The sequence below is a fragment of the Syntrophales bacterium genome, assembly GCA_023228425.1.
Taxonomy (GTDB): domain Bacteria; phylum Desulfobacterota; class Syntrophia; order Syntrophales; family UBA2210; genus MLS-D.
Genome location: JALOBE010000027.1, coordinates 1 through 21,350 on the forward strand (window position 1 = coordinate 1; position 21,350 = coordinate 21,350).

Here is a 21,350-nt window from a genome sequence, read left to right on the forward strand (position 1 = left end):
TGCAATACTACAACCCCAGGCTGAAGTTGCGGTCCAGGGAACTGCGAAATAATATGACCGATGCGGAACTGCTGTTATGGTCGAAACTTCGTGGAAAGAAGGTAAGGGGCTTACAGTTTTACCGACAGAAGCCGATACTTTCCTTCGTGGTTGATTTTTTCTGTCCCAAGGCAGGCCTTGTAATCGAAGTGGATGGTGGCCAACACTTCGAACCAGTACAGGAAGAAAAAGACAAAGACAGGGACCGGAAGTTAAGGGCATTGGGATTGCGGGTTCTTCGTTTTGACAACAGGAAGGTGCTGCAGGAAACGGTAATGGAAGTAATATGGAGGGAGACGGAAGATTATTAAATCCCCCCTGGCCCCCCTTTCATAAAGGGGGGAGGAACCGGGAAGGGCATAGCGCCTTCCCGTAATGAAAGGTCTCCCTCTGTCAGGGCTCGTGCAGAACTATCTAGTGACGAACCTGCCCATGGGGCTCTCCCGCCCGCGGCGAAGACCTGATCGAATGTTCGAAGGACCATGAACGCCCGTGAAACAAGGGTTTCCCCGCAAGTACGCTCAAATGCGGCCGGGGGCGATCTCCGAGGATTTTCCGTATTGACAGAACCAGATGATTGGGGGCGCCGGCTTTCGTCAGGTAGCCCGATGCTCCCGCCTGAAGCGCCCGCGCGGTATAGTATTCCTCGGGATACATACTCATGATCAGCACGGGCAACCCGGGTGCATCCTTTTTCAATTCCCGCAGAATCTCGAGACCGTTCCGGCCGGGCATGGAAATGTCCAGGAGTACGATGTCGAACTGGTTCTCCCGAATGCAGTCCAAGGCATCATCGCCGTTTGCCGCTTCTCCGGCGACTTCCATGTCGTCCGTCTCCGACAGTATCTGCCTGAAACCGGCTCTCACGATGGGATGGTCATCGACAATAAGAACGCGAATCTTTTTCATGGACCGCCTCCTCTGCCGCCGCTAAAACCCGTCTCACCCTTCCCAGACGGCATCGTGGAGAAGTTCGACGTTGAAAAAAGCCGGTTGCCTTCGTTGAGCAGCCCTTATACCCGCCTTCTGAGCGGCCAGGGGGCGCCAGTCGGTCTCACCGCCCCAGACGGCATCGTGAAGGAACTCGACGTTGAACATTGCAGGCTTCACTGCCATGGTTTTTTCCTTGTCAGACCTCCATTCCCGAGGGGTGTAACCCTTCATGACACCCATGATTCCCCTGGGGACCATTGCCTGGGTATTCAAAAGTGCTCGTTCCATGATGTGCCTCCTTTCGGTTCTTCCCTGAAGTATGTCCCCGGATCGGCGGGGCCTTTCAAGGGTTCTTCTTTTCGATTCCAGAATAGACTCATGGAGCGGCCCGCACAATCAGGGGCTGTCTGAAAATAAGATGGGACCGGAGGACCCCGCGGCACAGGACAAAAGAGCCCGCGGAGGTCAGTGTTTGTCCTACCTCCGGCACCGCCCCGCGCCTTTCGTCAAGATTCATGGCGCCGGTGCAACAAAAAACGACAGTGTCGTCTTGACATACAATTCAATGTCTATTATGGTACAACATCTTTTCAGACGTAATAGTGTGGGGCCTTTCCCATTACCGGCGGCGGCTCTCCGAATACAGCCCGGATAACAGGCACTTTATGGGAACCGGGATCAACGGCCGACGCTGCAGCATTGAGCCCCTCCGCTCTTTGTAAGCTACAGGCGATCTTGTGAGTTTGAAGCATTTCGCGGTTCAACCACACGCTCCGTCCCGGCATTTTCCACCTCCTGTTCTCGAACCGATCCGAGCGACTCACAGGCCCGGTCCACCATTTTGTAACGAAATGGTAATAGCTGTTTGTGGTAGCAAGCCACACAATCACCCGCACGAAGGGGGGTGGTCACAGGCTAGAGTAATGTTGAGGCGTTAACGAGAAGGAACCCGGCTGTGTCGTGAACGCATCATTCAAGCCGAAGTTCACTTGCCGAGGTATGATGAACTCGTAAAAAGTGGAAAAACGTCCGATAGAGGACGGCCTTTTTACGAAGTCGCCAAGGTATGGCTTACTACATCAAGGAGGGTAGAAATGGCACAAGAGAAGATCAAAGAAAAATTGAAAATTATCATGACGACCCCCACCCAGCAGAAGCTCAGGGACAGGACCATCACGGCCAAGCAATGGGCTGAAATGGTCAAGCCCGGAGACTGGATCAACCGCGGGGGCCCGGGGTCCGACACCTTCCCCACCATGGAAGCGCTGTCCGCCCGCTTCGGCGATGGTCCCGGCGATCTGAAAAACATCGAAATCTGGAACCAGGCCATTATGTGCGGCAACAACCTGATCGCCGAACCGGACATGGAAGCGAAATATCACGTTATCCACGAATCCTTCCTGCTGGCCCCGCTTCGCGGCCTTGTGGCAAAGGGATACAAGGGCCTGGACTGGAAACACTGGGGATGGGCCATCGGTGTCGACGCCGAATATGCCCGCGCCTACCGGAAGAACAAGGCCGATCGGACCATGGACTGGGGTGTCCAGGCCTGTGCAGTACCCGAAGGGGGCTACGTCAATGCCAGCTACGGGGTAAACAACTGGATGGTGGTGGCCAAGTCCTGCAAGAAGTTCGTCTGCGAAATCCGTGAAGACTATGCCTGGTGTGAAGCCGGCCGCGGCATGGTACTTCCCATCGACGAAGTCGACTATTTCGTGGAAGTCGATGTGGATGACCCGAAATACCAGTGGCCCTTCATCTCGGAAAAAGATATCAAGCCCAACGAGGTGAATAAGGCCATAGCACAGCACTGCCTGGGAATCATGCGTGATGGTGACTGCATCCAGGTGGGCATCGGCGCCCTTCCCACAGCGGTGGTTCTCGCCCTTGCCGAATCCAACCTGCGGAATCTGGGTGTCCACAGCGAAATGATCGGCGAGTACGCCTTCACCCTGACCGAACGGGGAGTCGTGGACAACTCCCGGAAGACCCTTGATCCGGGCCGGTGCGGCTGGGCGTACATCATGCCCGTCGACACTCCACGATACTACGAGTGGGTGCACCGGAACCCCTACTTTGCCGGTTACGACATCGGCTACACCAACAACATCCAGACCCTCTCCCAGCAGGAAAACATGGTAACGATTAATAATTTCGCCGCCATGGACCTCCGGGGTCAGGACTGCGCCGCCAACGTGGGCGGAAAAATCATTTCCAGTACCGGCGGCCAGTTCCAGTTCGCCCTTGGCGCTTCGCTGGCGAAGGGTGGACGGGCCATCCTGGCTGCATCGTCCCGCGACGCCACCGGCAGGTCACGCTTCTTCCCGAAGCTTCCCGAAGGAAGTATCATCTGCCTTCCGGACCAGCTCGTGACCTGGGTGTGCACCGAGTATGGTATCGTCAACCTCATGGGTTGCACCGACGCTGAAAAGGCCAAAAAGATCATCAGCATCGCCCATCCGGATGACCGGGAAATGCTGGAAAAGGGTGCTCATGAGATGGGCCTCAAAATCAACCACTGGATGTTCGAAAACGCACCTGACCGACGCTTCCCGACGGCTGAAGACATGAAGGACCACCAATACGCCTACGCGCAGGTTTGCACCAGCCCTGCCGCCATCGCGAAGCTCTTTGACTAACCGTTGAAAGACGTACGGTACGCGTAAACACACATTACTGACCAGACAAGAACGAGGGCAAGGTCGGATCAACCTTGCCCTCGTTCTTTTGGGCCGGGGCACGCCGTGCCGTGCCCAAAACACGAGGTCAAATTTCGCTTTTGTAAACATCCTTACGATTGTCGATTCTGAGGATAAGAATATCAAGACCCAACAGGGCATAGATCACCCTGTAATCACCAACACGGTACTTGCGAAGGCCGGCAAACCGACCCTTGAGTACGGGATTGGATTCAGGCTGCTTGCTCAGTTCCTTCTCAATGAGATCGAGGATTCGTTTCACCTCGGGCTTCGATAGCTTCTTGAGGTCACGGTGGACAGACTTTTTATAGATAACGTTATAAGCCAAGAGATTTCCTCATCTCTTTGGCTGAAACAACCTCATCACCCTTGTCGTGGAGTCGGTCCAGTGCGATCTGGAGATCCGCAAAATCTTCGATATAGGACTCCAGAGCCTTCTGAATGATGAAAGAGCGGGATCGTTCGGTCTCTTTGGCTATCATATCCAGATGGTTGGCAAGATTCTTGGGAAGCCGTACTGATATCGCTGTATTCATGGCGCACCCCCTGTCACTGATGTGTTACAATGTATGCAGAAGTGCCAATTTTGTCAAAACAAAATTAAAGGTCTCATGGCAAGGACACACGCTAACGGGCACGGCACACCCAAAAGAATGATCCAACGATTTTGTCATTTCGACCGCAGGGAGAAATCCTGCACTAGCAGCCATCATGCTGTCATTTCGACCTCTCCCCTGTCATTTCGACCGAAGGGAGAAATCTTTCACTAACGGCCATCATGTTGTCATTTCGACCTCTCCCCTGTCATTTCGACCGAAGGGAGAAATCTTGCAGCACATCGATATTAAAGATCCCTCGCTTTGCTCGGGACATGGATTTCTCGTCGCTCGCGCTCCTCGAAATGACGGACCTTAAGGCACTCCTCGAAATGACACAATTCAACGGTCTTCATTCATGAAATATAACCCCGAGATTCATCAACGACGTTCTGTCAACACCTCCGGCAATAACGTGATGGAGCGCTCCCGGCGCGTCTATGCGTGGTTGCCGTGGCATAGTGGAGGAACAGTAGCGGAGAGAGGACTGCGTCCTGCGTCAAGTTAATGAGTCAACTACGTCCCCTGGAGAATTTTCTTTTATAGATTTTCCTGCGGTGGCCGACGCGAAGCACGACAATGTCGTTGCCCTCGATGTCGAAGATCAGACGATAATCGCCGATGCGGAAACGGTAGCCGCCGAGTTCCGAATTAGTCAGGCGTTCAGCGGATTGAAGCGGATTGTCTTTGAAGCGAAGGAGTGTCGTGCCGATGCGGTTCTTGACACCAGCGTCAAGTCTGTCAATATCTCTAACGGCTTTTTGTGTATATACCAGCCGGTATTTCAACGCCCGAATACCTCATCATGCGTTTTAACACGGCCCTCTTTATAGTCTGTCCGGGCATCCTTAATGCTTTTCAGGTACTCAGGGGAGGTTGCTGCGAGCAATTCCTCCAAGAAGTCCTCTCGGTCCCTTTTTTTCATGGACTTCACGGCGCTAATGATTTCCTGCCGGGATAAACTGACTTTGATGGCGTTTAACATGAAATACTCCCTTCATCTCTTCTTGTTTAAGGGAAAAACCTTTTGACCTGACCTTACCATTTTCGGAAATAACTGCAAGGATGGCCCGACTCACGCCCGTTCATCCTTCGACAAGCTCAAGACGAACGGACACGCCGTGTCCCTACTCCCAGGACATCTCCAGCCGGAAGGGAAGCCCCCGGCGGGGCACCGGCAGATCGGTGTCCCAGGACAGCAGGAGAAACTCGTGTTCTCCCGGCGGCAGGGCAATCGCCACTTCGCCGCTCCACGCGGGCCCTTGCCAGACCTCCAGGAACCGGCGATTCAGCTCCAGGATCCAGATTCCGTCCCCCGGCGCCTCGAAGTCGATCCGCACCGTTCCTATCGGTTCGGCAACCCGGAAGGGCGCCCGCCAGGCCGGCCTCCCGGAGACTCTGCCCGCCCCGCGCCAGGCGTCGCGCACGATGCCCCCCATGGCAAAGAGCCTGATCCGCTCCTCCAGTGCTTCCCGTTGAATCCGGTCGGCATCGCCTCCCTGGTTTTCACTCAGCAAGTCCCGCAGGTGAAGCCAGGCCGGAAAATACTGGCTTCTCAGGTTCAGGGTCCGATACATCAATGACCGTGCCTGCGCCCGGTTTCCCTCTTCTTGTGCGATACGTCCCAGATAGTAGGAAAACATCGCCGGGTCGCCCCGTTTCGCCTCCAGCTCCTCCTGCAGGCGGGCCGCAAGGGTACGCCTGTCATACCACTCCCCGAAGTCCTCACCCCGGCGCTCAATGGACTCCATGGCCTGCAGGGCGTTTCCCCGGGCCAGCAGCAGCCCCGGATGCCGCGGGTCCAGGTCCGCCAGCCGACGGAGCAGTACCGGCCCCTTACGCCCGTACCGGCCTCCCTCCCGGTACTCGGTCCAGAGCCGGTCGGCCTCCGCCGCCCGCCGTCCTTCGCCTTCCCGAAGGAGCATCATGCCCCGTTCCCGATACCCATGGTCAATCAGGAAGGCCGCCGCCTCCAGCGCCGTCAGGGCGTCGGGCATGACCTCCGCCGGCGCCCCCGTTCCCCCCTCCCCCAGGTAGACCACCAGCAGATCCGCCACGTCCGCCGCGAGCCTCCGGTCCAGCGACAGTGCCCGCCGGAAGGCATCACGCCAGACCCCGGCATCGACGCCCTCCACCCCCGCCGCCCAGGCCGCCAGGGCCACGTTCCCCAGTTGTGCCTGAAGGCTCGCGTCGCCGGGACGAAGCGGCGCCGCCTGCCCCATGGCTTCCACCGCCCGCCGGAGTGTCTCTCCTCTCTCCTCCCCGGTTCCGCCGCTTTCCCGGTAGAGGGTCCACCCCAGTTCCCGCCATATCCGCCATGACGAGGGGTTGCACCGCAGGCCCGTGGCCAGAAGATACCCCGCCGGATCGGACAGCCGGGCCTCCCCTTCCGTCAGCAGCCGGTCCGCCTGCCCGGGATCCTGCCCCAGTCGTACCGCCGTCCGGAGCCAATAGTCCGCGTATCCCGGTGCGATCTCTCTGGCCTGCCGCAGCTCCTCCGCCGAGGGCCGCGTCTCGGGCCGGGTGGAGTCCACGAATATCCTGGCCGGCCCGTCGGCCCGCCAGGTCTGGACCACCGAAAAAGACGACACCGCCATGAGACCCGCCACGCCGGCGATAACCGCCCTGTTCACCCACCTCCCCCGCAGGGGAGCCTCGCCACCCACCTCCCCCTCGGAGGGATCCCTGCAGAGCGCCGTCCAGGCAACCGCCGCGATCAGCGCCAGCAGCAGCGGGTTCGCCGGTATGCGCATGGAGAAGTCGCTGAAGCCGTGGACCGCCGCGGCCACCACGGCCCCGACACCCCCGAGCCCGATCCCCAGGGCAAAGGGGTCCTTCCTCTTCCGCCAGCGGCCCAGTACCGACACCAGGAAGGCCGCCACCCCGGCCGCCACTATCAGGAAACCCGGCATGCCCATCTCGGCCGCAAGCTGTACCCAGTCGTTGTGGGCGTGGTCAACGACCTTCGACAAGGTCACCGACTGGAAGCGGGGAAAGACAAACTCGAAGGTTCCCGCTCCGGATCCGGTCCAGAGAAACTCCTTCGCCATGGACCAGGCGTCCCGCGTCCGGGCGATCCGGCCTTCCAGCCCCGAGCCGAAGACCGCCAGCCGTCCCACCAGCCTGTCCGCCGCCACGTAGCCCACGTAGCTCATGACCGCGGCGAGGACCGCCATGAGGGCAAAGCCGCCCCTGCTCCGGAATCCCCGGGCCAGGATCAGTCCCAGCATGAAGACCAGGGCGACCACGAGGGACACCACGCCCCCCCGGGAGGCGCTCGCCAGGTGGGCCGCCAGCATCACCGCCAGGGCAAGCGTGACCAATCCCCCCCGGTACCCGAATTCCCCGGCCCGCCGCACCAGCCGCTCCCGGAACCGTTCCCGCCGGCTCCCCCGCCGCCCTGCCCGCCGCGACCCTCCGGCAATCGCCCAGAGGTACCCGATCCCCAGGCAGATGGCCATGGAGAGGAACCCCGCCAGGTGGTTGCGGTTGACGAAGGTGCCCGTCGCCACGTTCCCCGTGAAGGGGTTCTCCCACCAGAGGATGGCGGTGCTTCCCGTGGCAAGCTGAAGAAGGCCGTAGAGACCCTGGAACACCCCCACACCCAGTATCCCCAGAACCGCCCACTGCAACCGCGCCCGCTCCCCCAGCCCCTCCAGGGCGATCCGGTAATAGAGAAGCAACGCAAACCCCAGCACCAGGGCGTCGACGGTCATGAAGGGGTAAAGCGACAGGCGCGGCTTCGCCCCCACCACGGACCACAGCCGTCCCGCCTCGGGCGACAGGACTCCCACCACCGCCGCCGGCAGGGGCACCACCTGCAGTACCCCCCACACAAGCAGAAAAACCCCCACATAAAAAAACGGGGGCAGGCCCCGTTTTGCCGAACCGGCCCAGGGCCTGCCCCCCCTATCGAGGACCATCACCAGCGTGAAGGCGAAGATCGCCAGTATGACTATGGAGCGGCTCCAGACATGGACACCGCCGAAGAAGAGCGCCGCAAACCCCGCCACGGCCACCAGGAAGGCGGGAACGGCCCATGCCGGAAGAAACCTCACGGAGACGCCTTCCGGAACAGCCCGCATCCGAAGTAACGAGTCATTCCTTCTTCACCTGCTCCCCGGCTCCCCTTGAACCTGAGACCCGGTTTGAAAAACGATCGATTGTGTCATTGCGACCGTCCCCTGCCGGCACCGACCGCCCTCCTCCGTCGACACCGGCCGTCCCCTGCAAGCACCGACCGCCCTCTGCAAGCACCGACCGCCCTCCTCTGTCATTTCGACCGGAGGGAACCGAAGGGAGAAATCTTGCACTAACGGCCATCATGTTGTCATTTCGACCTCTCCCCTGTCACTTCGAACACATGTGAGCTTTAATACCAGCCATTTCTGTCATTTCGACCGTCCAACCTTGTCATTTCGACCGAAGGGAGAAATCTTGCAGCACATCGACATTAAAGATCCCTCGCTTTGCTCGGGACATGGATTTCTCGTCGCTACGCTCCTCGAAATGACGGAATATGAACGCTCCTCGAAATGACGGGTCTTAAGACGCTCCTTAAGGCACTCCTCGGAATGACACAATGAAAGGTCTTATACAAAGAACGTGAATGGTGAATAAAAAAGTAGTCAAGAATCTTTTTAAAACCTTGATCCCAAGATATCTTAATCACTTTCAAGATCCTTGTATAATTCTTTGAGCGATTTATGATCCCTTTCGTCCCTTTGTGGCCTTCCTTTTATTCCCCGACTCATTCGGCATTACCCTCTTTATTGCCCCTTTTAAAGGGTATTACCTCTTTTCCCTTTTACGCCATAGAGCACCGGGGCCTCGCCCGATACATTCCACATCACCTTTGGCCTGAAGACCTCGAAGAACCCTGCGAATCATATCCCGGCTTACACCCGGACAGGCTCTCTCCAAATCGCTCACCGAAAAATCCGCAGAAAAATCCCTCACGGTTTTTTCGATCAATTCCGTTTTAGCGCCTCGTGGAGCTTTGGTCCGGCCCAGACGGTCCTCAAATTCCCTGTAGGCCGTTTTCAGAATCGACAAGAGATAATTGATATATGGCCACGGGTTGTGCGTACCCTCATGCCAGCCCTGGGAGCTTTGCTGAAGGGTTTCGTAGTATCGTTCCTTGTGCTGTTCAATAAGGCGCTCCAGGCTGATATATCGCCCGACCTCGATCCCGAAATGGTAACATTGCAGGAGCATCAGGAGCCGGGACACCCGGCCGTTGGCGTCACGAAACGGGTGGATGCACAGGAAATCCAGGTTAAAGGCGGCTAAAAGGACAAGAGGCGGAACTTTTCGATCCTTGACGGCATCGTCGTACAACTCGACAAGATCCCGCATGCAGGTCGGCGCGCTTTTAGCCGGAACCGTCTTGAAGCGGACTCGAGACCTGCCATCCGGAAGCTTTTCTATGATGTCGCCGTCTTTTTCCTTGTATTTTCCGGCATCCCAGATTTCCCCGCGTGTCATACGGTGGAATTGTAAAATGGTTTCTTCCGATATCGGAATTTTCTCGCCCTGCTCATGAATCCATGTCAGAGCCTGTCGGTACCCCCGCACTTCCTCCTCGTCACGGTCCCGCAGCAGAGGCCGACCGAAAACGATGGTGGCGATTCTGGATTGATCGACTTCCACGCCCTCGATCCGGTTTGACGAAACAGCGCTTTCAATGAGCGCGTGCTCCCGGAGAACCTTGAGACGTTGCGGCGACTGGCGGGTGAACAATTCCTGTTTTCCACGCGCTTCGCCGAGATCAGCAAGGTACCAGGAAGTGGCGGCCGGAACGGATTCGAACTCGCGGGAAAAAAGCCGAAGGGTTATCATGGCGTTTTCCTTCCATATGGCTCACTATCCTCCCTGACCATCATCGGTTTCGTCATGGCGTTCACGGCGTGCTTCGCGGAATGACATACAGAGACCTTTAAAACGATCGATTGTGTCATTGCGACCGCCCCCTGCCGGCACCGACCGTCCCCTGCAGGCACCGATCGCCCTCTGCCGGCACCGACCGTCCCCTGCAGGGGGACCGCCCTCCTCTGTCATTTCGACCGGAGGGAACCGAAGGGAGAAATCTTGCACTAACGGCCATCATGTTGTCATTTCGACCTCTCCCCTGTCACTTCGAACGCATGTGAGCTTTATTGAATACCAGCCATTTCTGTCATTTCGACCGTAGGGAGAAATCTTTAACCAGCCCACGGCCATCATTAGGATTTCTCGTCGCTCGCGCTCCTCGAAATGACGGAATATGAACGCCGCTCCTCGAAATGACGGTGGCCTTAAGGCGCTCCTCGAAATAACACAATGAAAGGTCTTATACAAAGAACGTGAATGGTGAATAAAAAAGTAGTTAAGGTTTAAGATTTAAATAAGCGCGAGGTCAATAAACTTCGTCGTGTCCACCAATATCAATCAGCAGGATTTCCGTCTTGCTTATAAATTTAAAGATTACCCGACAATCAAAATTAACACTAAATGCCCAAAGCCCTTCAAGCCTGCCTGTCAATTTATGAGTTCTTAGGCGTGGCTGAAAAGGATCCTTTACAAACATTTTGACAGCGGCCCAAAATCTGCTCTTGAGTTCGTGGTCGTTCTTTACTTTCTTACGGTAAATCTTTTTAAAACCTTGATCCCAAGATATCTTAATCACTTTCAAGATCCTTGTATAATTCTTTGACGGTGCCGCGTTTGGTCATCTTCTTCCTGAAACCGGCCATCGCTGTTTTTTCTCTCTTGGCAATGGCCTCTCTCCTTGCCTCTATCAACTGTTTCTTGATCACTTCTGTCGCATATTCCTTGTCATCAAGCGGCAAGTGGATAAATTCATCGATCAGCTTGTTCACTGTTGCTGTGCTCATTGATTTCGCCTCCTCTTTTCTTTCATCTGTAAAACTACCAAAATTAGAATGAAGAGTAAAGATTTAAAGTAATTAAGCACCTTTGTCATTTCTCGTCGCTTCGCTCCTCGAAACGGCACAATGAAAGGTCTCAGGTTATCAGGTTATTAACCGCGCCGGGTTGTGGGGAGAGGGTGCAACCTCGTGCCACCCGGTGTAGTGCGTGGCGCTCGCTCGTGACCTCGCGTGACCTTCAGGTTATCAGCCGCGCCGGGTTAGCGGGGTTAAAACCCCGCACTACATTGTGAAAAACAGAATCGTCCGCTTTTCCCTTCAATGCTGACATCATCACAGCAATTGTAAGAACGGATTTTCAATCAGGATACCTTCGATGATCTGCCCGTGCTTCAGATCTTCCGTGATAATTTTTCCCGCTTGAAGCCGAAGGGCGGCGGTAATAATCAGTGCGTCCCAAAAAGAGAGATTATTTTTTTCGCCGATTTCAGAAGCCCGGATCGTCATCTCCGGATCATTGGCCTGCACGGGCCAGACGAGGTAATTACGGATGATCTCTCGTGCTTCAGCAGGCCTCAACGGATTTTTGATCTTACGCGTGACGGTGACATAAAACTCCTGTAAAACCTGCGTGCTGATCACCCCCGTTCCCGCTTCCCAAAGTCCTTCAATAAGGGCGGAGGCATTGGAATGCCTATCTCCGGTACTCAAGTCGTGCGCATAAACGAGGATATTGGTATCCACAAAACTATTATCGCTCATGAAGCTCATCCCTTGAAGGGTAGCGATCCATACCGGAATGAAAGCCCGCATGCATCGCGGCGATGGCCTTCTGTTTCGCTATATCGTATTGCCTCGCGTTCCGGATGATTCTTTCCAGCTCCAAGCGCAACAACCCATTCAGTGACGTCCCTCGCTGTGCCGCAATCACCTTGCCTGCCCGGATCAGTTCCTTATCAAGACTGATAGTAATATTCTGTTTCAAGGTAAAACCCCCTCTTTTTTACACGTGATTTACGTGTAACACGGCAGGCAGAGAAAAATCAACCGGAAATAATGGGGATGTAGAAGAGGGAAGATTCAGGGAAAGGTGCCTGCCTCCCGCCTCCTGATTGTTAGCATAAGCTGTCGATTATTCATACCTTCCGGCCGCGGCCTTCAGAGAGCTTTAATACCAGCCATTTTTGTCATTTCGACCGTCCAACTTTGTCATTTCGACCGTCCAACCTTGTCATTTCGACCGCAGGGAGAAATCTTGCAACACATCGACATTAAAGAAAGATTTCTCGTCGCTTCGCTCCTCGAAATGACGGAATATGAACACTCCTCGAAATGACGAACCTTAGGGCCCTCCTCGAAATGACGGAATATGAACACTCCTCGAAACGGCACAATGAAAGGTTTCAGGTTATCAGGTTATCAGCCGCGCCGGGTTAGCAGGGTTAAAACCCCGCACTACATTGATCATCTGCGTAGCTTTACCCCGCACTACATTGTGAAAAACAGAGTCGTCCACTTTTTTTGAAAGTCTCATCTCAGTGCATCAAGACCTTTACGATCCAGAATACTCAATAGCTTCAGAGAGGGGCCGGCAGGATGCTTATCACCAAGCTCCCACTTTTGGATTGTAGAAACACTGATATTCAGCACCGCCGCCATCACAGCCTGGCTAAGCCTGTAACGCTCCCTCAAAGAACGAATCTGTTCCGCTGAATAAGCAGACACGGGCTCGACACACAAAAAGTCATATTCGCGCATTTTGCGCTTATCAATAACTTTGAGTTTATGCAGGTCTTGAGCGGTTTCATGAACCGCGCCCAAAAGTCGGCTTTGATACTTTTCACGCTTCATTTTCAACCTCCACCAAAATGCCTTCCTCAACAGCAGATTGAATTTGCCCCGCAGTCATCCCAAGAAGGTCTTTTGCCAGCATTTTCAACGTCACCAGTTCTTTTTCTGAAATATTCTCAAGCTCGTTCTTTTCAAAACCAAACACAAAAAACCATTTCTTACCCAAGTTTGTTGCCACCAATGTCCTGACACTGCCGCGCGGCAATTTTGTCATTTCGACCGCAGGGAGAAATCTTGGAGCACATCGATATTAAAGAAAGATTTCTCGTCGCTTCGCTCCTCGAAATGACGGAATATGAACACTCCTCGAAATGACAAACCTTAGGGCGCTCCTCGAAATGACAAACCTTAGGGCGCTCCTCGAAATGACAAACCTTAGGGCCCTCCTCGAAATGACGGAACAAAAGCGCTCCTCGAATCGACGGAACTTGAACGTCCTTCGTAATGACGGACCATAAGGCATTCCTCGAAATGACGAATCTTAAGGCGCTCCTCGAAATGACAAACTTTAGGGCACCCTCCTTGTGTGTATGGTTTTGTTGGTGAACTTTTCCATATCACACTTTAGAGGACGCTTTTCTTGTTTCCTAAGATAAAGCTCTCGGCCTCTCACCGAAACACCCACAGAACCACCCGCCGTCTCAGAACCGGGATGTACGCCGCGTATCCCGCCGCCACGCCGATCATGTTCGCCAGCAGGTCGTTCACGTTATAGGTCCGGTAGTCAAGGAGGTGGTGCAACCCCTCGCTTCCCGCCGCCAGCAGCACGCCCAAGGCGAACCACAGAGGCTCCCGCTTCCGCGCCGCAAGCCCCAGGAACGCCCAGGGAACATAGAGAACCACGTGCGCCAGGTAGTCGGCCCGAAGGGACAGCACCGTGACGCTGCTCATGTTCATGCCGCCCGTCGGGACTAAGGCCAGGACCACGATGCCGACCAGATAGACCCGCAGCAGCATCGTCATCGCTCTCGCTCGTCCGGTCACGGTCACCCTGTCAGGCACTCCGTGCCCGCTTCACCACGATGTTCCAGAAACTCATCCAGAAATACCGCCACTGGGTCCGGAAGGGCTCTTTCATGAACGATTCGATATAGCGCTTCTCGGAGGCGCAGATTTCCTCGAAGGTTTTCGGCAGGTCGGCGTAAAAAGGCGGTACCAGCCCCGGCTTTACCCTTTGTCTCAATTCCCGCAACTCCCCGCTGTAGAGTTCCAGGTACTGCCGGCTCAGGGGCCGCACCCCCACGATCTGCAGATCGCCGCGAATCCAGTTGTAGAGCATGGGCAGTTCATCGATCCAGAACTTCCGGAAATACTCCCCCCATTCGGTCACTCGAAAATCATTGCTGAACTTTCCCCCCTCCTGAAGCTGGTTCTGCCTGTAGACGTAATCCTGGAGATACTCAGAGTAGGGGTGCATGGTGCGGAACTTGTAAACCGTGATGGGTTTTCCTCCATATCCGGACCGCCTGAGCTTCACCAGGGGCCCGTAGGTCGGGTCCGGGTCGTTGGAGGGCGTCCCGGTCTTTCTGGCTATAAAATAATAGCGGCCGTTGAGCACCCTGTCGGCCACGACTTCAAACCCGCAGTAGTAGAGCCGGCCGAGCACCTCTGCCTTTGAGACGATCCGGTTGAGTCCCTTGGTGACGGCAAAGTACACCTTTTTTGCCAGCGGCAGTTTCGGTGTCACCCGGCTCCAGGCAAAGTCCATGACATAGAGTACGCCGCCGAGAGGCCTGGAAAAACGTTCCATGAGATAGCTCTTCTGAGTCTCAAGGGTATGGGCCTTGCCCACCAGCCATCCCCCGGGCTTCAGCGCCCCGTGGACCAGCAGAAAATACTGGTTCAGGAACCGTATGTCATTTATCTTCTTGAGGTTGATCACCAGTTCTTTCCCGCAGTGCTCTCCGGGATTCTCAGGCACGAGACCGTTCGACCTGATTTCTCCCAGGTCCCGCACGCTCAGCAGGACCGTCCGGGACGTATCGACCGATTCGAGGTCGATGTGCTCTTTCATGACCCCGTACAGCCCGGGCTCAAAGAAGTGCAGCGCATGGCGTATTTTTTCGTCAACGGGATCGACGCACTGCCCGTTGTCACCATCCCCATGCGCCTCCTCCGGCACCGCCTGACGCTTCAGCGACAGGGAGCCGTACCCCGCTTCCGCTTCCCCGGACTCCCGCTTGTAGGACCGCCAGCGGTAATAGAGGACGAAGAGCCCGAATTCAAGAACCGCAAAGATAAGCACCGTCCCGAACATCTGCCCCCGGGACAGGCTGTAGTAGTGAAGAAACATCATCACCGCTCCCAGCCCCGCGGCCATGAACAGGGCCGACTTCAGCGACGAGGCGATCACGGAATAGGAAGATCCGAAATTATTCCGATCAAATTTTTTCGACAGGATGGAAGTCACAACCCAGATGCCGAACAGCATGCACAGCTTGTCGAACGCGTACTCCGTCCACAGGAACTCTCCCCGCTTCATCAGCGTGGCCAGCCAGAATGCAACAAAAAGGAGACAGCCGTCGGCAAGCACAAGAGTGATTGACGGCTTTCGAAACCCGGGGATACTCCGGGGCACAATGTTCCGGATCGAGAAGGACTCCCTGTTCGTCCGGCAGGACTCGATTCCCAGAACCACTGCCTGCAAGGCGCCATAGAGGAAAATCGTCCCGTAGATCAGCACCCTCGACATCCCCGTCATGCCCAGCAGAACCACAAACAGAGAGACAAGTCCCGCCATGACCAGCGTCTGGACCGACACAACCTCGAGACTGCCCCTCAGCGATCTTTCCTCCATGCTTGAATACTTCTTCAGCATCACCGCAAGCACCAGGCTCGTCACCAGGATAAGGGCCAAAAGACCGCGGTGGCGAGCCGCAACCACCAGGGTCCCGTACTTCCCCACGTGGATGGCGTAAAACGAACCAACCAGCATCATGACGTCCAGCACAAACGGACGCAGAACGCCTCGCGACACGGTTGATGGCTGCACCTGTGAGGTTTCGTTCATAGTAGGAGGTTAGGAAAAATAGTAATGGGAAACGTTGAGTGGATAGGGAAAGGACTCTTTTCCAGGCCCGAGTCAGGAAGGTAGGAATTTTCAATTGTTGACTATCGTTTGATCAATGACCTCTTAACCAGATTTTTCACGGTCTGCCAGACCAGTTCCTTCACCCAGGGCCAGGGCCGGTTGTGCCACCGCTGGGGATGGACGTTTATCATTATCCGATCCGGCAGTTTACCCTCTCTCGCCAGTTCCATCAGGTGAAAGGTACTTTTGACAGGAATGTCAAAGCCCGAATCTACCCGGTCACGAATGCTTGAGGACTCGTTGTTCCACCGTCGCCCCGTATCGGTAAGGTAAAATATCTTCTTGTAATTAACATCGAAATAGGGTTCGCCGATAATGCCATAATCACGATAATCATATCTTTTCCACAAATCCCGGTTGTCATACCGCGACAGGGGGCTTCCATGCATGCAGACTGTCTTCACCGGATAGATCGCCCGGAACCGCTCCAACTGCCGTTCAAAATGCCCGATTGCCATCTCGTAGTCGCCTTTGGCAATGGCAAGATCCTCGTAATGATACCCCAACTCATGCCCCATAGCCGCAATACGACGCATAACATCCTCGCTCCAGGACTCCGGGACAACCCGGAAATAATAAGTTGCCTGAATACCGAGAAAATGCTCCATCTCGGCCATGCGAAGGGCATTGTCGGGGAGCCGGTCCACGTCGTGGCGGAGGATGATGGTTTTTGTGTCCGGCGTTGCCAGAAAATCTTTGAAAGTCCGGAATGTGTATTGATCAGGCTTAAGAGTACCCAGCAAATAATCATAGAGTGAAAGGGTAAAATCCTTTTTCATTTCTGGACCATACATGAGTGCCTATTTTTTACGATCTTGTACTTTCTGAACATTTCTAAAAGGGACAGATCAGAGAGAGCATCTGAAATAGCGAAGTTATACATGAACTTATGCTTGGGATACTGCGATAGAACCAATTCCCTTTTTTCCCCTCCATAGCAATGAATAAACTTGCCATTTATTACATCGGATGCCAGATAAGGCCATCCAAGCCCTTGGGCAACTTCATTAACATAATCAGAAGGTGACGCAGACACCAATATGTTGATAGTATCAGGGCCCGTTTCCCGCTGGATAATTTCCATAATCTCGGGTCTTATTTCGGACAGTATCCTGTTTTTCAAATCGTGCATCATGTCCTGATAATGCCTGTCCTGCCTTAAAGCCACGAGGACCTTGTATTTAAATGTGTCGGCCTTTATTATTCGAAGCTTCCGAAGGAGAGTATAGAATGCCACGGGGGTTAAATATTTTTTGCCCCGCAAATAAGAAAGAACCAGAATCCTGAAAGAATCATAGGGGATCAAGGTTCGATCAAGATCAATGACGTTGATATTACGCATGAATTCCGGGCGACATCTTTCTGATGATCAGGCTGGCAAAGCCTCTGGGATCGTCAAGACAGGACACATCAGCTCTGTTTCGTCGGATGTTTCGTAGAAACGTTTTTAAGGGACGTAAGTCCCGCTTGGCCAGATAATTAATCAAGGACAAATAAATCAACGGGGATAAATAGGTTTTCCACTGGACCGTTTCATTAATCGTCAGCGAAGACGTGCCAAGCAGCGGCGCAAAATAATTACACCCGTTCTGAAGACCCTGGTTAATGGAACCCCATATCCTGGGATTGACTTCTATCACGTATATTTCATCTTCATCGGTTAGCTTGAATTCGAGCATAGCAAAACCAGACCATTTCGTCGCACGCACAATTTGAGCTGCCATTTCCCTCATACGCGTATCGTAATAGCTGTCACGGTAGACGCTTGATCCGCCTGTGATCGGTTGCTCTGCAAGCCTGACATGGCCATATCCATTCAGAATCTTGCCGTTTCTGGCAAATACTGAGTAACCGACGCCAACTCCTTTCACATACTCCTGGATAATCTGTTCACTATTGTAATGTGCTTTGTGCGCATTTCGATCTTTTTCATTAAAAACGTATTTCACCCCCCTGGCTGATGATAAATTGGTGGGTTTGATAACAAAAGGCGGTTCGGCAGAATCATACGAATCAAATGTCCGGGGCCTTTTTATGTTCAGTTCAGCCAAGAGTTTTTCGAGTTTTTCCTTGTCATGCAGTCTTTCAAACTGATCATAATTGCCGATATACGCGAATGCTTCGCCGAACATCTTTTTGTTTTTAATATATTCACCGTACATGTCGCTGGGGACGGGAATAAACAGATTAATTGTCTTATCTTCAATAAGTTGCCGTAAATGTCGAAGATGACTTTGTGGATCTATCTTCGGGGAGGGAACAAGAACAAACTCATCGCAATATCTGGTGTGCACAGATGTTATTCTCTTATTATAATCATAGGCACATATTGCCACATCGGAATAATATTTTTTTAAATATTTTGCGATAACAATAGCTTTGTAGCTTGATATTTCACCGATCAATATTTTTTTCATATGGAGAGTATATGCTCCATTATAATCCTGGCAGCATTGCCATCGCCATATGGATTATCCCACTCACGTTTCGTTTTTACCATACGCTTCACACATTCAACAATTTTCTCTTCCTTTGTTCCGGAAATGACATTTGCCCCTTTTTCGACAGTCTCAGGACGTTCCGTGTTTTCCCGCAACGTCACGCATGGAACTTTCAGAATGCACGCCTCTTCCTGCACCCCTCCCGAATCGGTAATGATCGTCAAGGCATTAAGCTGCAACAGTAAAAAATCCAGATAACTGACGGGCTCTAAAATTTTCACCCAATCATTTGCGATTGTAATATGATACTCGTTGATCATTTTTTTTGTTCGTGGGTGCATTGGAATAATAATAGGCACCTGGTAATCTGATGCAATCCTCTCCAAAGCACGTAGAATATTTCGCAGTTTGTGTTTATCATCAACATTTTCCGGCCTGTGAAATGTTCCAAGAAAATAATTCTTTGTCGTTATATTAAGATCCTTCATTACTGAACTGCTGCTTTTAGCTATATCAATGTGCTCATAGACGGCATCTGTTATGGTATTTCCTGTTATGATTATCTTACTTTCGTCGATACCCTCATTAAGCAGATTCTTCTTTGCAGTTTCAGTCGGGGCATAGAGATAATCTGAAACGTGATCTGCGACGATCCTGTTGATTTCTTCCGGCATGTTTCTATCATAACTTCGCAATCCAGCTTCCACGTGCCCGATCATGATTTTCTCTTTGCATCCGGCCAGCGCCGCTGCCATCACGCTGTTCGTATCGCCTTGCACCAAAACTATACTTGGCCTGTCATTGGTAAATACATCTTCAATAAGGCTCAAAATCAATGCAGTCTGTTTTGCATGGCTTGCAGAACCGACTTCAAGATTGTATTCCGGTGTGGGTAGATGTAACTCCTCAAAAAATACCTTATCCAACGAAAAAGAATAATGCTGACCTGTGTGGATAATGTAATAGGGATAATTGTTTCTTTCACATAGACGGATGATGGGGGACATTTTGATGATCTCAGGCCTAGTGCCAACAACTATGCACACTTTCATACTTATAGAATCCATTTCTTTGAATTTATATAATTCACAAACCAGTCGGTTAGATCTATCTTGTCCAGAAGCAATTTGGATCTTCTGGCATGCCACTGTTCCTTTAAATCTTTCTGCACGAGTAAACGCTGTATCGTTTCCAGCATCTTATCAAATTCACCTGGAGTAAATCCGAATGTCAGTTGATATTTTTTTTCCAATTCATCCAAGTAAGACAACCTTCCCACAAATGAATTGTACCGGATGGAAGGGGTTGCCAGCACTGCCGCCTCGGAGGCCATCGTCTGGCTGTCGCCCACATATAAGTGAGCACAGGCCATTATTGAATGCATTGCAGTCACCGGGGCATCAATAATATATTTTTTCAAGTAACCGTCCACTTCCGACTCGCTGGAGATAAAGACCCTGCCATATTTTTCAAGAAATCGTATCAATTTGATCTTGTCCTTTATTCCCTCGGCAAAATAATCGTGATGTGCTTTTAAAGCGCTGAACCTGACAATAAAGTATCTTTCTGATTCATTAACTCCTAAATATTTTAAAACCATTTTATCTGGCTCAAAATGGTTTGGATGCAGGTATGCCAGTTCTTTAAGACTATTCACAAAGACCTGCTTGTTCTCACCCAGTCTGTCCCTGATGCAGGAGGGATGTATTACTTTGTCGGCGAAGGGGTAGGTGCTTCTGGCAAAAAGCGGAACAACATCGCCGTCATCATCGGTGAAGATGACGGAACGGGTACTTGTCAATACAGCGCCGTGTGCGACAGTGGTTGATCCGCCAATCGCCAGATCAACATTATACTTTTTCAGAGTTGATCGCATTTTACGATTGAGTTTGACTTGATTTATTATTTTTGAGGCTATTCCATCAACTTTTTCACCAAGCAGGACGTAATCTAAATTATACGATGACAATAATCCCGTTATGCTGTTGTGAGCCTGTGCGGTAATGACAATGCTGTGATTCTGTTTTTTAAGATTCGAAATGATATTTTTGTACAGGTGTACGTACGAGGGATGGCTAATATCAAATAGTATGTTCAGAGGCATGAAAGATTATTTCTGTGGGTTCAAGATGTTGATAATGCGATTGAAGGCGTCGTCAATACGCTGAGAATTATCTATGACAGTGTAGCCCTTTGACTTTGCGATATCCAGATACCACCTTCTTTCTGTTTGAAGAATTTCGGTGGGATATGTATAAGGATCGTTTCTTTCAGTTTGTCTTTTTAATGACACAGCGGGGTCGATATCGATAACAAATGTCCAATCACCCGATATATTCCACCAGATAAACTTGAGCCATTTCGTGTGGTAGTTCAGCGCCGCAAGCTTGATTTGCGTGGCGCATATAAATCTGTCGTAAATATAAATTTCATTTCGCCTTCGAGGCTGGTTCAACAGATAAAAAAGTATATTATCAACCAAGGCAATCGGTGGTTTAATAAACGCGGACAGTGACTTCTTTTTAGGTGCGTGGTACGATGTTTTCCTGGGTTTTCTATCCCTGTCAATTATTTTCCCTATTCCCAGCCTGTCCCTGAAAAAATCAGCGAATATCCATTTATGGAATGGTACAATGGTAACATCAAAGCCTTTTTGCCGAAGGTGTTCTGTAGTCATCTTTGCAAGTGTTGACTTTCCCGATCCGAGACCTTTGAAAAATGTCATTTCGAGGAGCGCAAGCGACGAGGAATCGAGACCTTCGCACAACTCCCCCATTATCCCGTTCTCTCACGAGACGTTTGAATAATCGCCTATTCCCCTGCTGTCCCCC

24 protein-coding genes are annotated in these 21,350 nt (G+C 52.5%); 2 read left to right on the forward strand and 22 right to left on the reverse strand.

The features are described 5' to 3' along the window. Positions 1-350 (forward strand): endonuclease domain-containing protein (locus M0Q23_09420; GenBank protein MCK9528832.1); only part of this gene is annotated, 350 nt, incomplete at its 5' end. Between the two features lie 103 nt (positions 351-453). On the opposite strand, the gene M0Q23_09425 is transcribed toward M0Q23_09420, so the two are convergent. Both M0Q23_09425 and M0Q23_09430 read right to left on the reverse strand, forming a co-directional pair. After that, positions 454-948 (reverse strand): response regulator transcription factor, encoded by a 495-nt coding sequence (locus M0Q23_09425; protein MCK9528833.1) that lies wholly within the window; start codon positions 946-948, stop codon positions 454-456. A gap of 33 nt (positions 949-981) precedes the next feature. Beyond that, a complete protein-coding gene (locus M0Q23_09430; GenBank protein ID MCK9528834.1) occupies positions 982-1,260 on the reverse strand; it encodes a hypothetical protein in 279 nt (92 codons plus the stop codon). An 806-nt stretch (positions 1,261-2,066) separates the two neighbouring features. On the opposite strand from M0Q23_09430, the gene M0Q23_09435 reads away from it, so the two are divergent. Beyond that, positions 2,067-3,611 (forward strand): hypothetical protein, encoded by a 1,545-nt coding sequence (locus M0Q23_09435; protein MCK9528835.1) that lies wholly within the window; start codon positions 2,067-2,069, stop codon positions 3,609-3,611. A 127-nt stretch (positions 3,612-3,738) separates the two neighbouring features. Here M0Q23_09435 and M0Q23_09440 read toward each other — a convergent pair whose 3' ends face one another. The 20 genes from M0Q23_09440 to M0Q23_09535 all read right to left on the reverse strand — a co-directional run bounded on the left by M0Q23_09440 (position 3,739) and on the right by M0Q23_09535 (position 21,295). Continuing rightward, positions 3,739-3,999, reverse strand: a complete 261-nt coding sequence (locus M0Q23_09440; protein MCK9528836.1) for a type II toxin-antitoxin system RelE/ParE family toxin — start codon at positions 3,997-3,999, stop codon at positions 3,739-3,741. Continuing rightward, a complete protein-coding gene (locus M0Q23_09445) occupies positions 3,989-4,207 on the reverse strand; it encodes a ribbon-helix-helix domain-containing protein (GenBank protein ID MCK9528837.1) in 219 nt (72 codons plus the stop codon). The genes M0Q23_09440 and M0Q23_09445 overlap by 11 nt, the downstream gene beginning before the upstream one ends. 572 nt (positions 4,208-4,779) lie before the next feature. Further along, positions 4,780-5,055 carry a type II toxin-antitoxin system RelE/ParE family toxin gene (locus M0Q23_09450; protein ID MCK9528838.1) on the reverse strand — a complete coding sequence of 92 codons (276 nt, stop codon included), beginning with the start codon at positions 5,053-5,055 and terminating at the stop codon, positions 4,780-4,782. Next, complete coding sequence (locus tag M0Q23_09455; protein ID MCK9528839.1) at positions 5,052-5,252, reverse strand: hypothetical protein; 201 nt, start codon at positions 5,250-5,252, stop codon at positions 5,052-5,054. The genes M0Q23_09450 and M0Q23_09455 overlap by 4 nt, the downstream gene beginning before the upstream one ends. Positions 5,253-5,394: 142 nt before the next feature. Further along, the gene (locus M0Q23_09460; protein MCK9528840.1) at positions 5,395-8,325 is read right to left on the reverse strand and encodes an O-antigen ligase family protein; all 2,931 of its coding nucleotides are present in this window, start codon (positions 8,323-8,325) and stop codon (positions 5,395-5,397) included. Positions 8,326-9,058: 733 nt separating this feature from the next. Then, entirely contained in the window at positions 9,059-10,108 is a 1,050-nt protein-coding gene (locus M0Q23_09465; protein MCK9528841.1) for a Fic family protein, read from the reverse strand. A 556-nt stretch (positions 10,109-10,664) separates the two neighbouring features. Continuing rightward, positions 10,665-10,934 (reverse strand): type II toxin-antitoxin system YafQ family toxin, encoded by a 270-nt coding sequence (locus M0Q23_09470; protein MCK9528842.1) that lies wholly within the window; start codon positions 10,932-10,934, stop codon positions 10,665-10,667. Next, positions 10,927-11,142 (reverse strand): hypothetical protein, encoded by a 216-nt coding sequence (locus tag M0Q23_09475; GenBank protein MCK9528843.1) that lies wholly within the window; start codon positions 11,140-11,142, stop codon positions 10,927-10,929. Before M0Q23_09475 ends, M0Q23_09470 begins: the two co-directional genes overlap by 8 nt. A 327-nt stretch (positions 11,143-11,469) precedes the next feature. Continuing rightward, positions 11,470-11,898, reverse strand: coding sequence for a PIN domain-containing protein (locus M0Q23_09480; GenBank protein MCK9528844.1), 429 nt, complete (start codon positions 11,896-11,898; stop codon positions 11,470-11,472). Next, positions 11,888-12,121, reverse strand: a complete 234-nt coding sequence (locus M0Q23_09485) for a hypothetical protein (GenBank protein ID MCK9528845.1) — start codon at positions 12,119-12,121, stop codon at positions 11,888-11,890. Before M0Q23_09485 ends, M0Q23_09480 begins: the two co-directional genes overlap by 11 nt. 545 nt (positions 12,122-12,666) lie before the next feature. Beyond that, positions 12,667-12,987, reverse strand: a complete 321-nt coding sequence (locus M0Q23_09490) for a helix-turn-helix domain-containing protein (GenBank protein ID MCK9528846.1) — start codon at positions 12,985-12,987, stop codon at positions 12,667-12,669. Continuing rightward, a complete protein-coding gene (locus tag M0Q23_09495) occupies positions 12,977-13,165 on the reverse strand; it encodes a type II toxin-antitoxin system RelE/ParE family toxin (GenBank protein MCK9528847.1) in 189 nt (62 codons plus the stop codon). Before M0Q23_09495 ends, M0Q23_09490 begins: the two co-directional genes overlap by 11 nt. Positions 13,166-13,596: 431 nt before the next feature. Continuing rightward, complete coding sequence (locus M0Q23_09500; GenBank protein MCK9528848.1) at positions 13,597-13,950, reverse strand: VanZ family protein; 354 nt, start codon at positions 13,948-13,950, stop codon at positions 13,597-13,599. 31 nt (positions 13,951-13,981) lie between these two features. Beyond that, a complete protein-coding gene (locus M0Q23_09505) occupies positions 13,982-15,964 on the reverse strand; it encodes a sugar transferase (GenBank protein MCK9528849.1) in 1,983 nt (660 codons plus the stop codon). A 134-nt stretch (positions 15,965-16,098) separates the two neighbouring features. Beyond that, on the reverse strand, positions 16,099-16,857 hold the full coding sequence (locus tag M0Q23_09510) for a hypothetical protein (GenBank protein MCK9528850.1): 759 nt from the start codon (positions 16,855-16,857) through the stop codon (positions 16,099-16,101). Further along, entirely contained in the window at positions 16,854-17,420 is a 567-nt protein-coding gene (locus M0Q23_09515) for a haloacid dehalogenase-like hydrolase (GenBank protein MCK9528851.1), read from the reverse strand. The genes M0Q23_09510 and M0Q23_09515 overlap by 4 nt, the downstream gene beginning before the upstream one ends. Next, complete coding sequence (locus M0Q23_09520) at positions 17,413-18,495, reverse strand: ATP-grasp domain-containing protein (protein MCK9528852.1); 1,083 nt, start codon at positions 18,493-18,495, stop codon at positions 17,413-17,415. The genes M0Q23_09515 and M0Q23_09520 overlap by 8 nt, the downstream gene beginning before the upstream one ends. Further along, the gene (gene wecB / locus M0Q23_09525) at positions 18,492-19,571 is read right to left on the reverse strand and encodes a UDP-N-acetylglucosamine 2-epimerase (non-hydrolyzing) (protein ID MCK9528853.1); all 1,080 of its coding nucleotides are present in this window, start codon (positions 19,569-19,571) and stop codon (positions 18,492-18,494) included. Before wecB ends, M0Q23_09520 begins: the two co-directional genes overlap by 4 nt. Positions 19,572-19,573: 2 nt before the next feature. Further along, positions 19,574-20,623 (reverse strand): DUF354 domain-containing protein, encoded by a 1,050-nt coding sequence (locus M0Q23_09530; GenBank protein ID MCK9528854.1) that lies wholly within the window; start codon positions 20,621-20,623, stop codon positions 19,574-19,576. A gap of 6 nt (positions 20,624-20,629) precedes the next feature. Beyond that, positions 20,630-21,295 carry a hypothetical protein gene (locus M0Q23_09535; GenBank protein MCK9528855.1) on the reverse strand — a complete coding sequence of 222 codons (666 nt, stop codon included), beginning with the start codon at positions 21,293-21,295 and terminating at the stop codon, positions 20,630-20,632. Positions 21,296-21,350: the final 55 nt, after the last annotated feature.

What these genes read in the sequence shown, in the direction of transcription:
- M0Q23_09480 (MCK9528844.1), bottom strand. Translation starts at nt 11,898, where the DNA reads ATGAGCGATAATAGTTTTGTGGATACCAATATCCTCGTTTATGCGCAC.
- M0Q23_09445 (MCK9528837.1), bottom strand. Translation starts at nt 4,207, where the DNA reads ATGAATACAGCGATATCAGTACGGCTTCCCAAGAATCTTGCCAACCAT.
- M0Q23_09510 (MCK9528850.1), bottom strand. Translation starts at nt 16,857, where the DNA reads ATGAAAAAGGATTTTACCCTTTCACTCTATGATTATTTGCTGGGTACT.
- M0Q23_09535 (MCK9528855.1), bottom strand. Translation starts at nt 21,295, where the DNA reads ATGGGGGAGTTGTGCGAAGGTCTCGATTCCTCGTCGCTTGCGCTCCTC.
- M0Q23_09520 (MCK9528852.1), bottom strand. Translation starts at nt 18,495, where the DNA reads ATGAAAAAAATATTGATCGGTGAAATATCAAGCTACAAAGCTATTGTT.
- M0Q23_09530 (MCK9528854.1), bottom strand. Translation starts at nt 20,623, where the DNA reads ATGCCTCTGAACATACTATTTGATATTAGCCATCCCTCGTACGTACAC.
- M0Q23_09475 (MCK9528843.1), bottom strand. Translation starts at nt 11,142, where the DNA reads ATGAGCACAGCAACAGTGAACAAGCTGATCGATGAATTTATCCACTTG.
- M0Q23_09425 (MCK9528833.1), bottom strand. Translation starts at nt 948, where the DNA reads ATGAAAAAGATTCGCGTTCTTATTGTCGATGACCATCCCATCGTGAGA.
- M0Q23_09490 (MCK9528846.1), bottom strand. Translation starts at nt 12,987, where the DNA reads ATGAAGCGTGAAAAGTATCAAAGCCGACTTTTGGGCGCGGTTCATGAA.
- M0Q23_09430 (MCK9528834.1), bottom strand. Translation starts at nt 1,260, where the DNA reads ATGGAACGAGCACTTTTGAATACCCAGGCAATGGTCCCCAGGGGAATC.
- M0Q23_09455 (MCK9528839.1), bottom strand. Translation starts at nt 5,252, where the DNA reads ATGTTAAACGCCATCAAAGTCAGTTTATCCCGGCAGGAAATCATTAGC.
- M0Q23_09435 (MCK9528835.1), top strand. Translation starts at nt 2,067, where the DNA reads ATGGCACAAGAGAAGATCAAAGAAAAATTGAAAATTATCATGACGACC.
- wecB (MCK9528853.1), bottom strand. Translation starts at nt 19,571, where the DNA reads ATGAAAGTGTGCATAGTTGTTGGCACTAGGCCTGAGATCATCAAAATG.
- M0Q23_09500 (MCK9528848.1), bottom strand. Translation starts at nt 13,950, where the DNA reads ATGACGATGCTGCTGCGGGTCTATCTGGTCGGCATCGTGGTCCTGGCC.
- M0Q23_09465 (MCK9528841.1), bottom strand. Translation starts at nt 10,108, where the DNA reads ATGATAACCCTTCGGCTTTTTTCCCGCGAGTTCGAATCCGTTCCGGCC.
- M0Q23_09515 (MCK9528851.1), bottom strand. Translation starts at nt 17,420, where the DNA reads ATGCGTAATATCAACGTCATTGATCTTGATCGAACCTTGATCCCCTAT.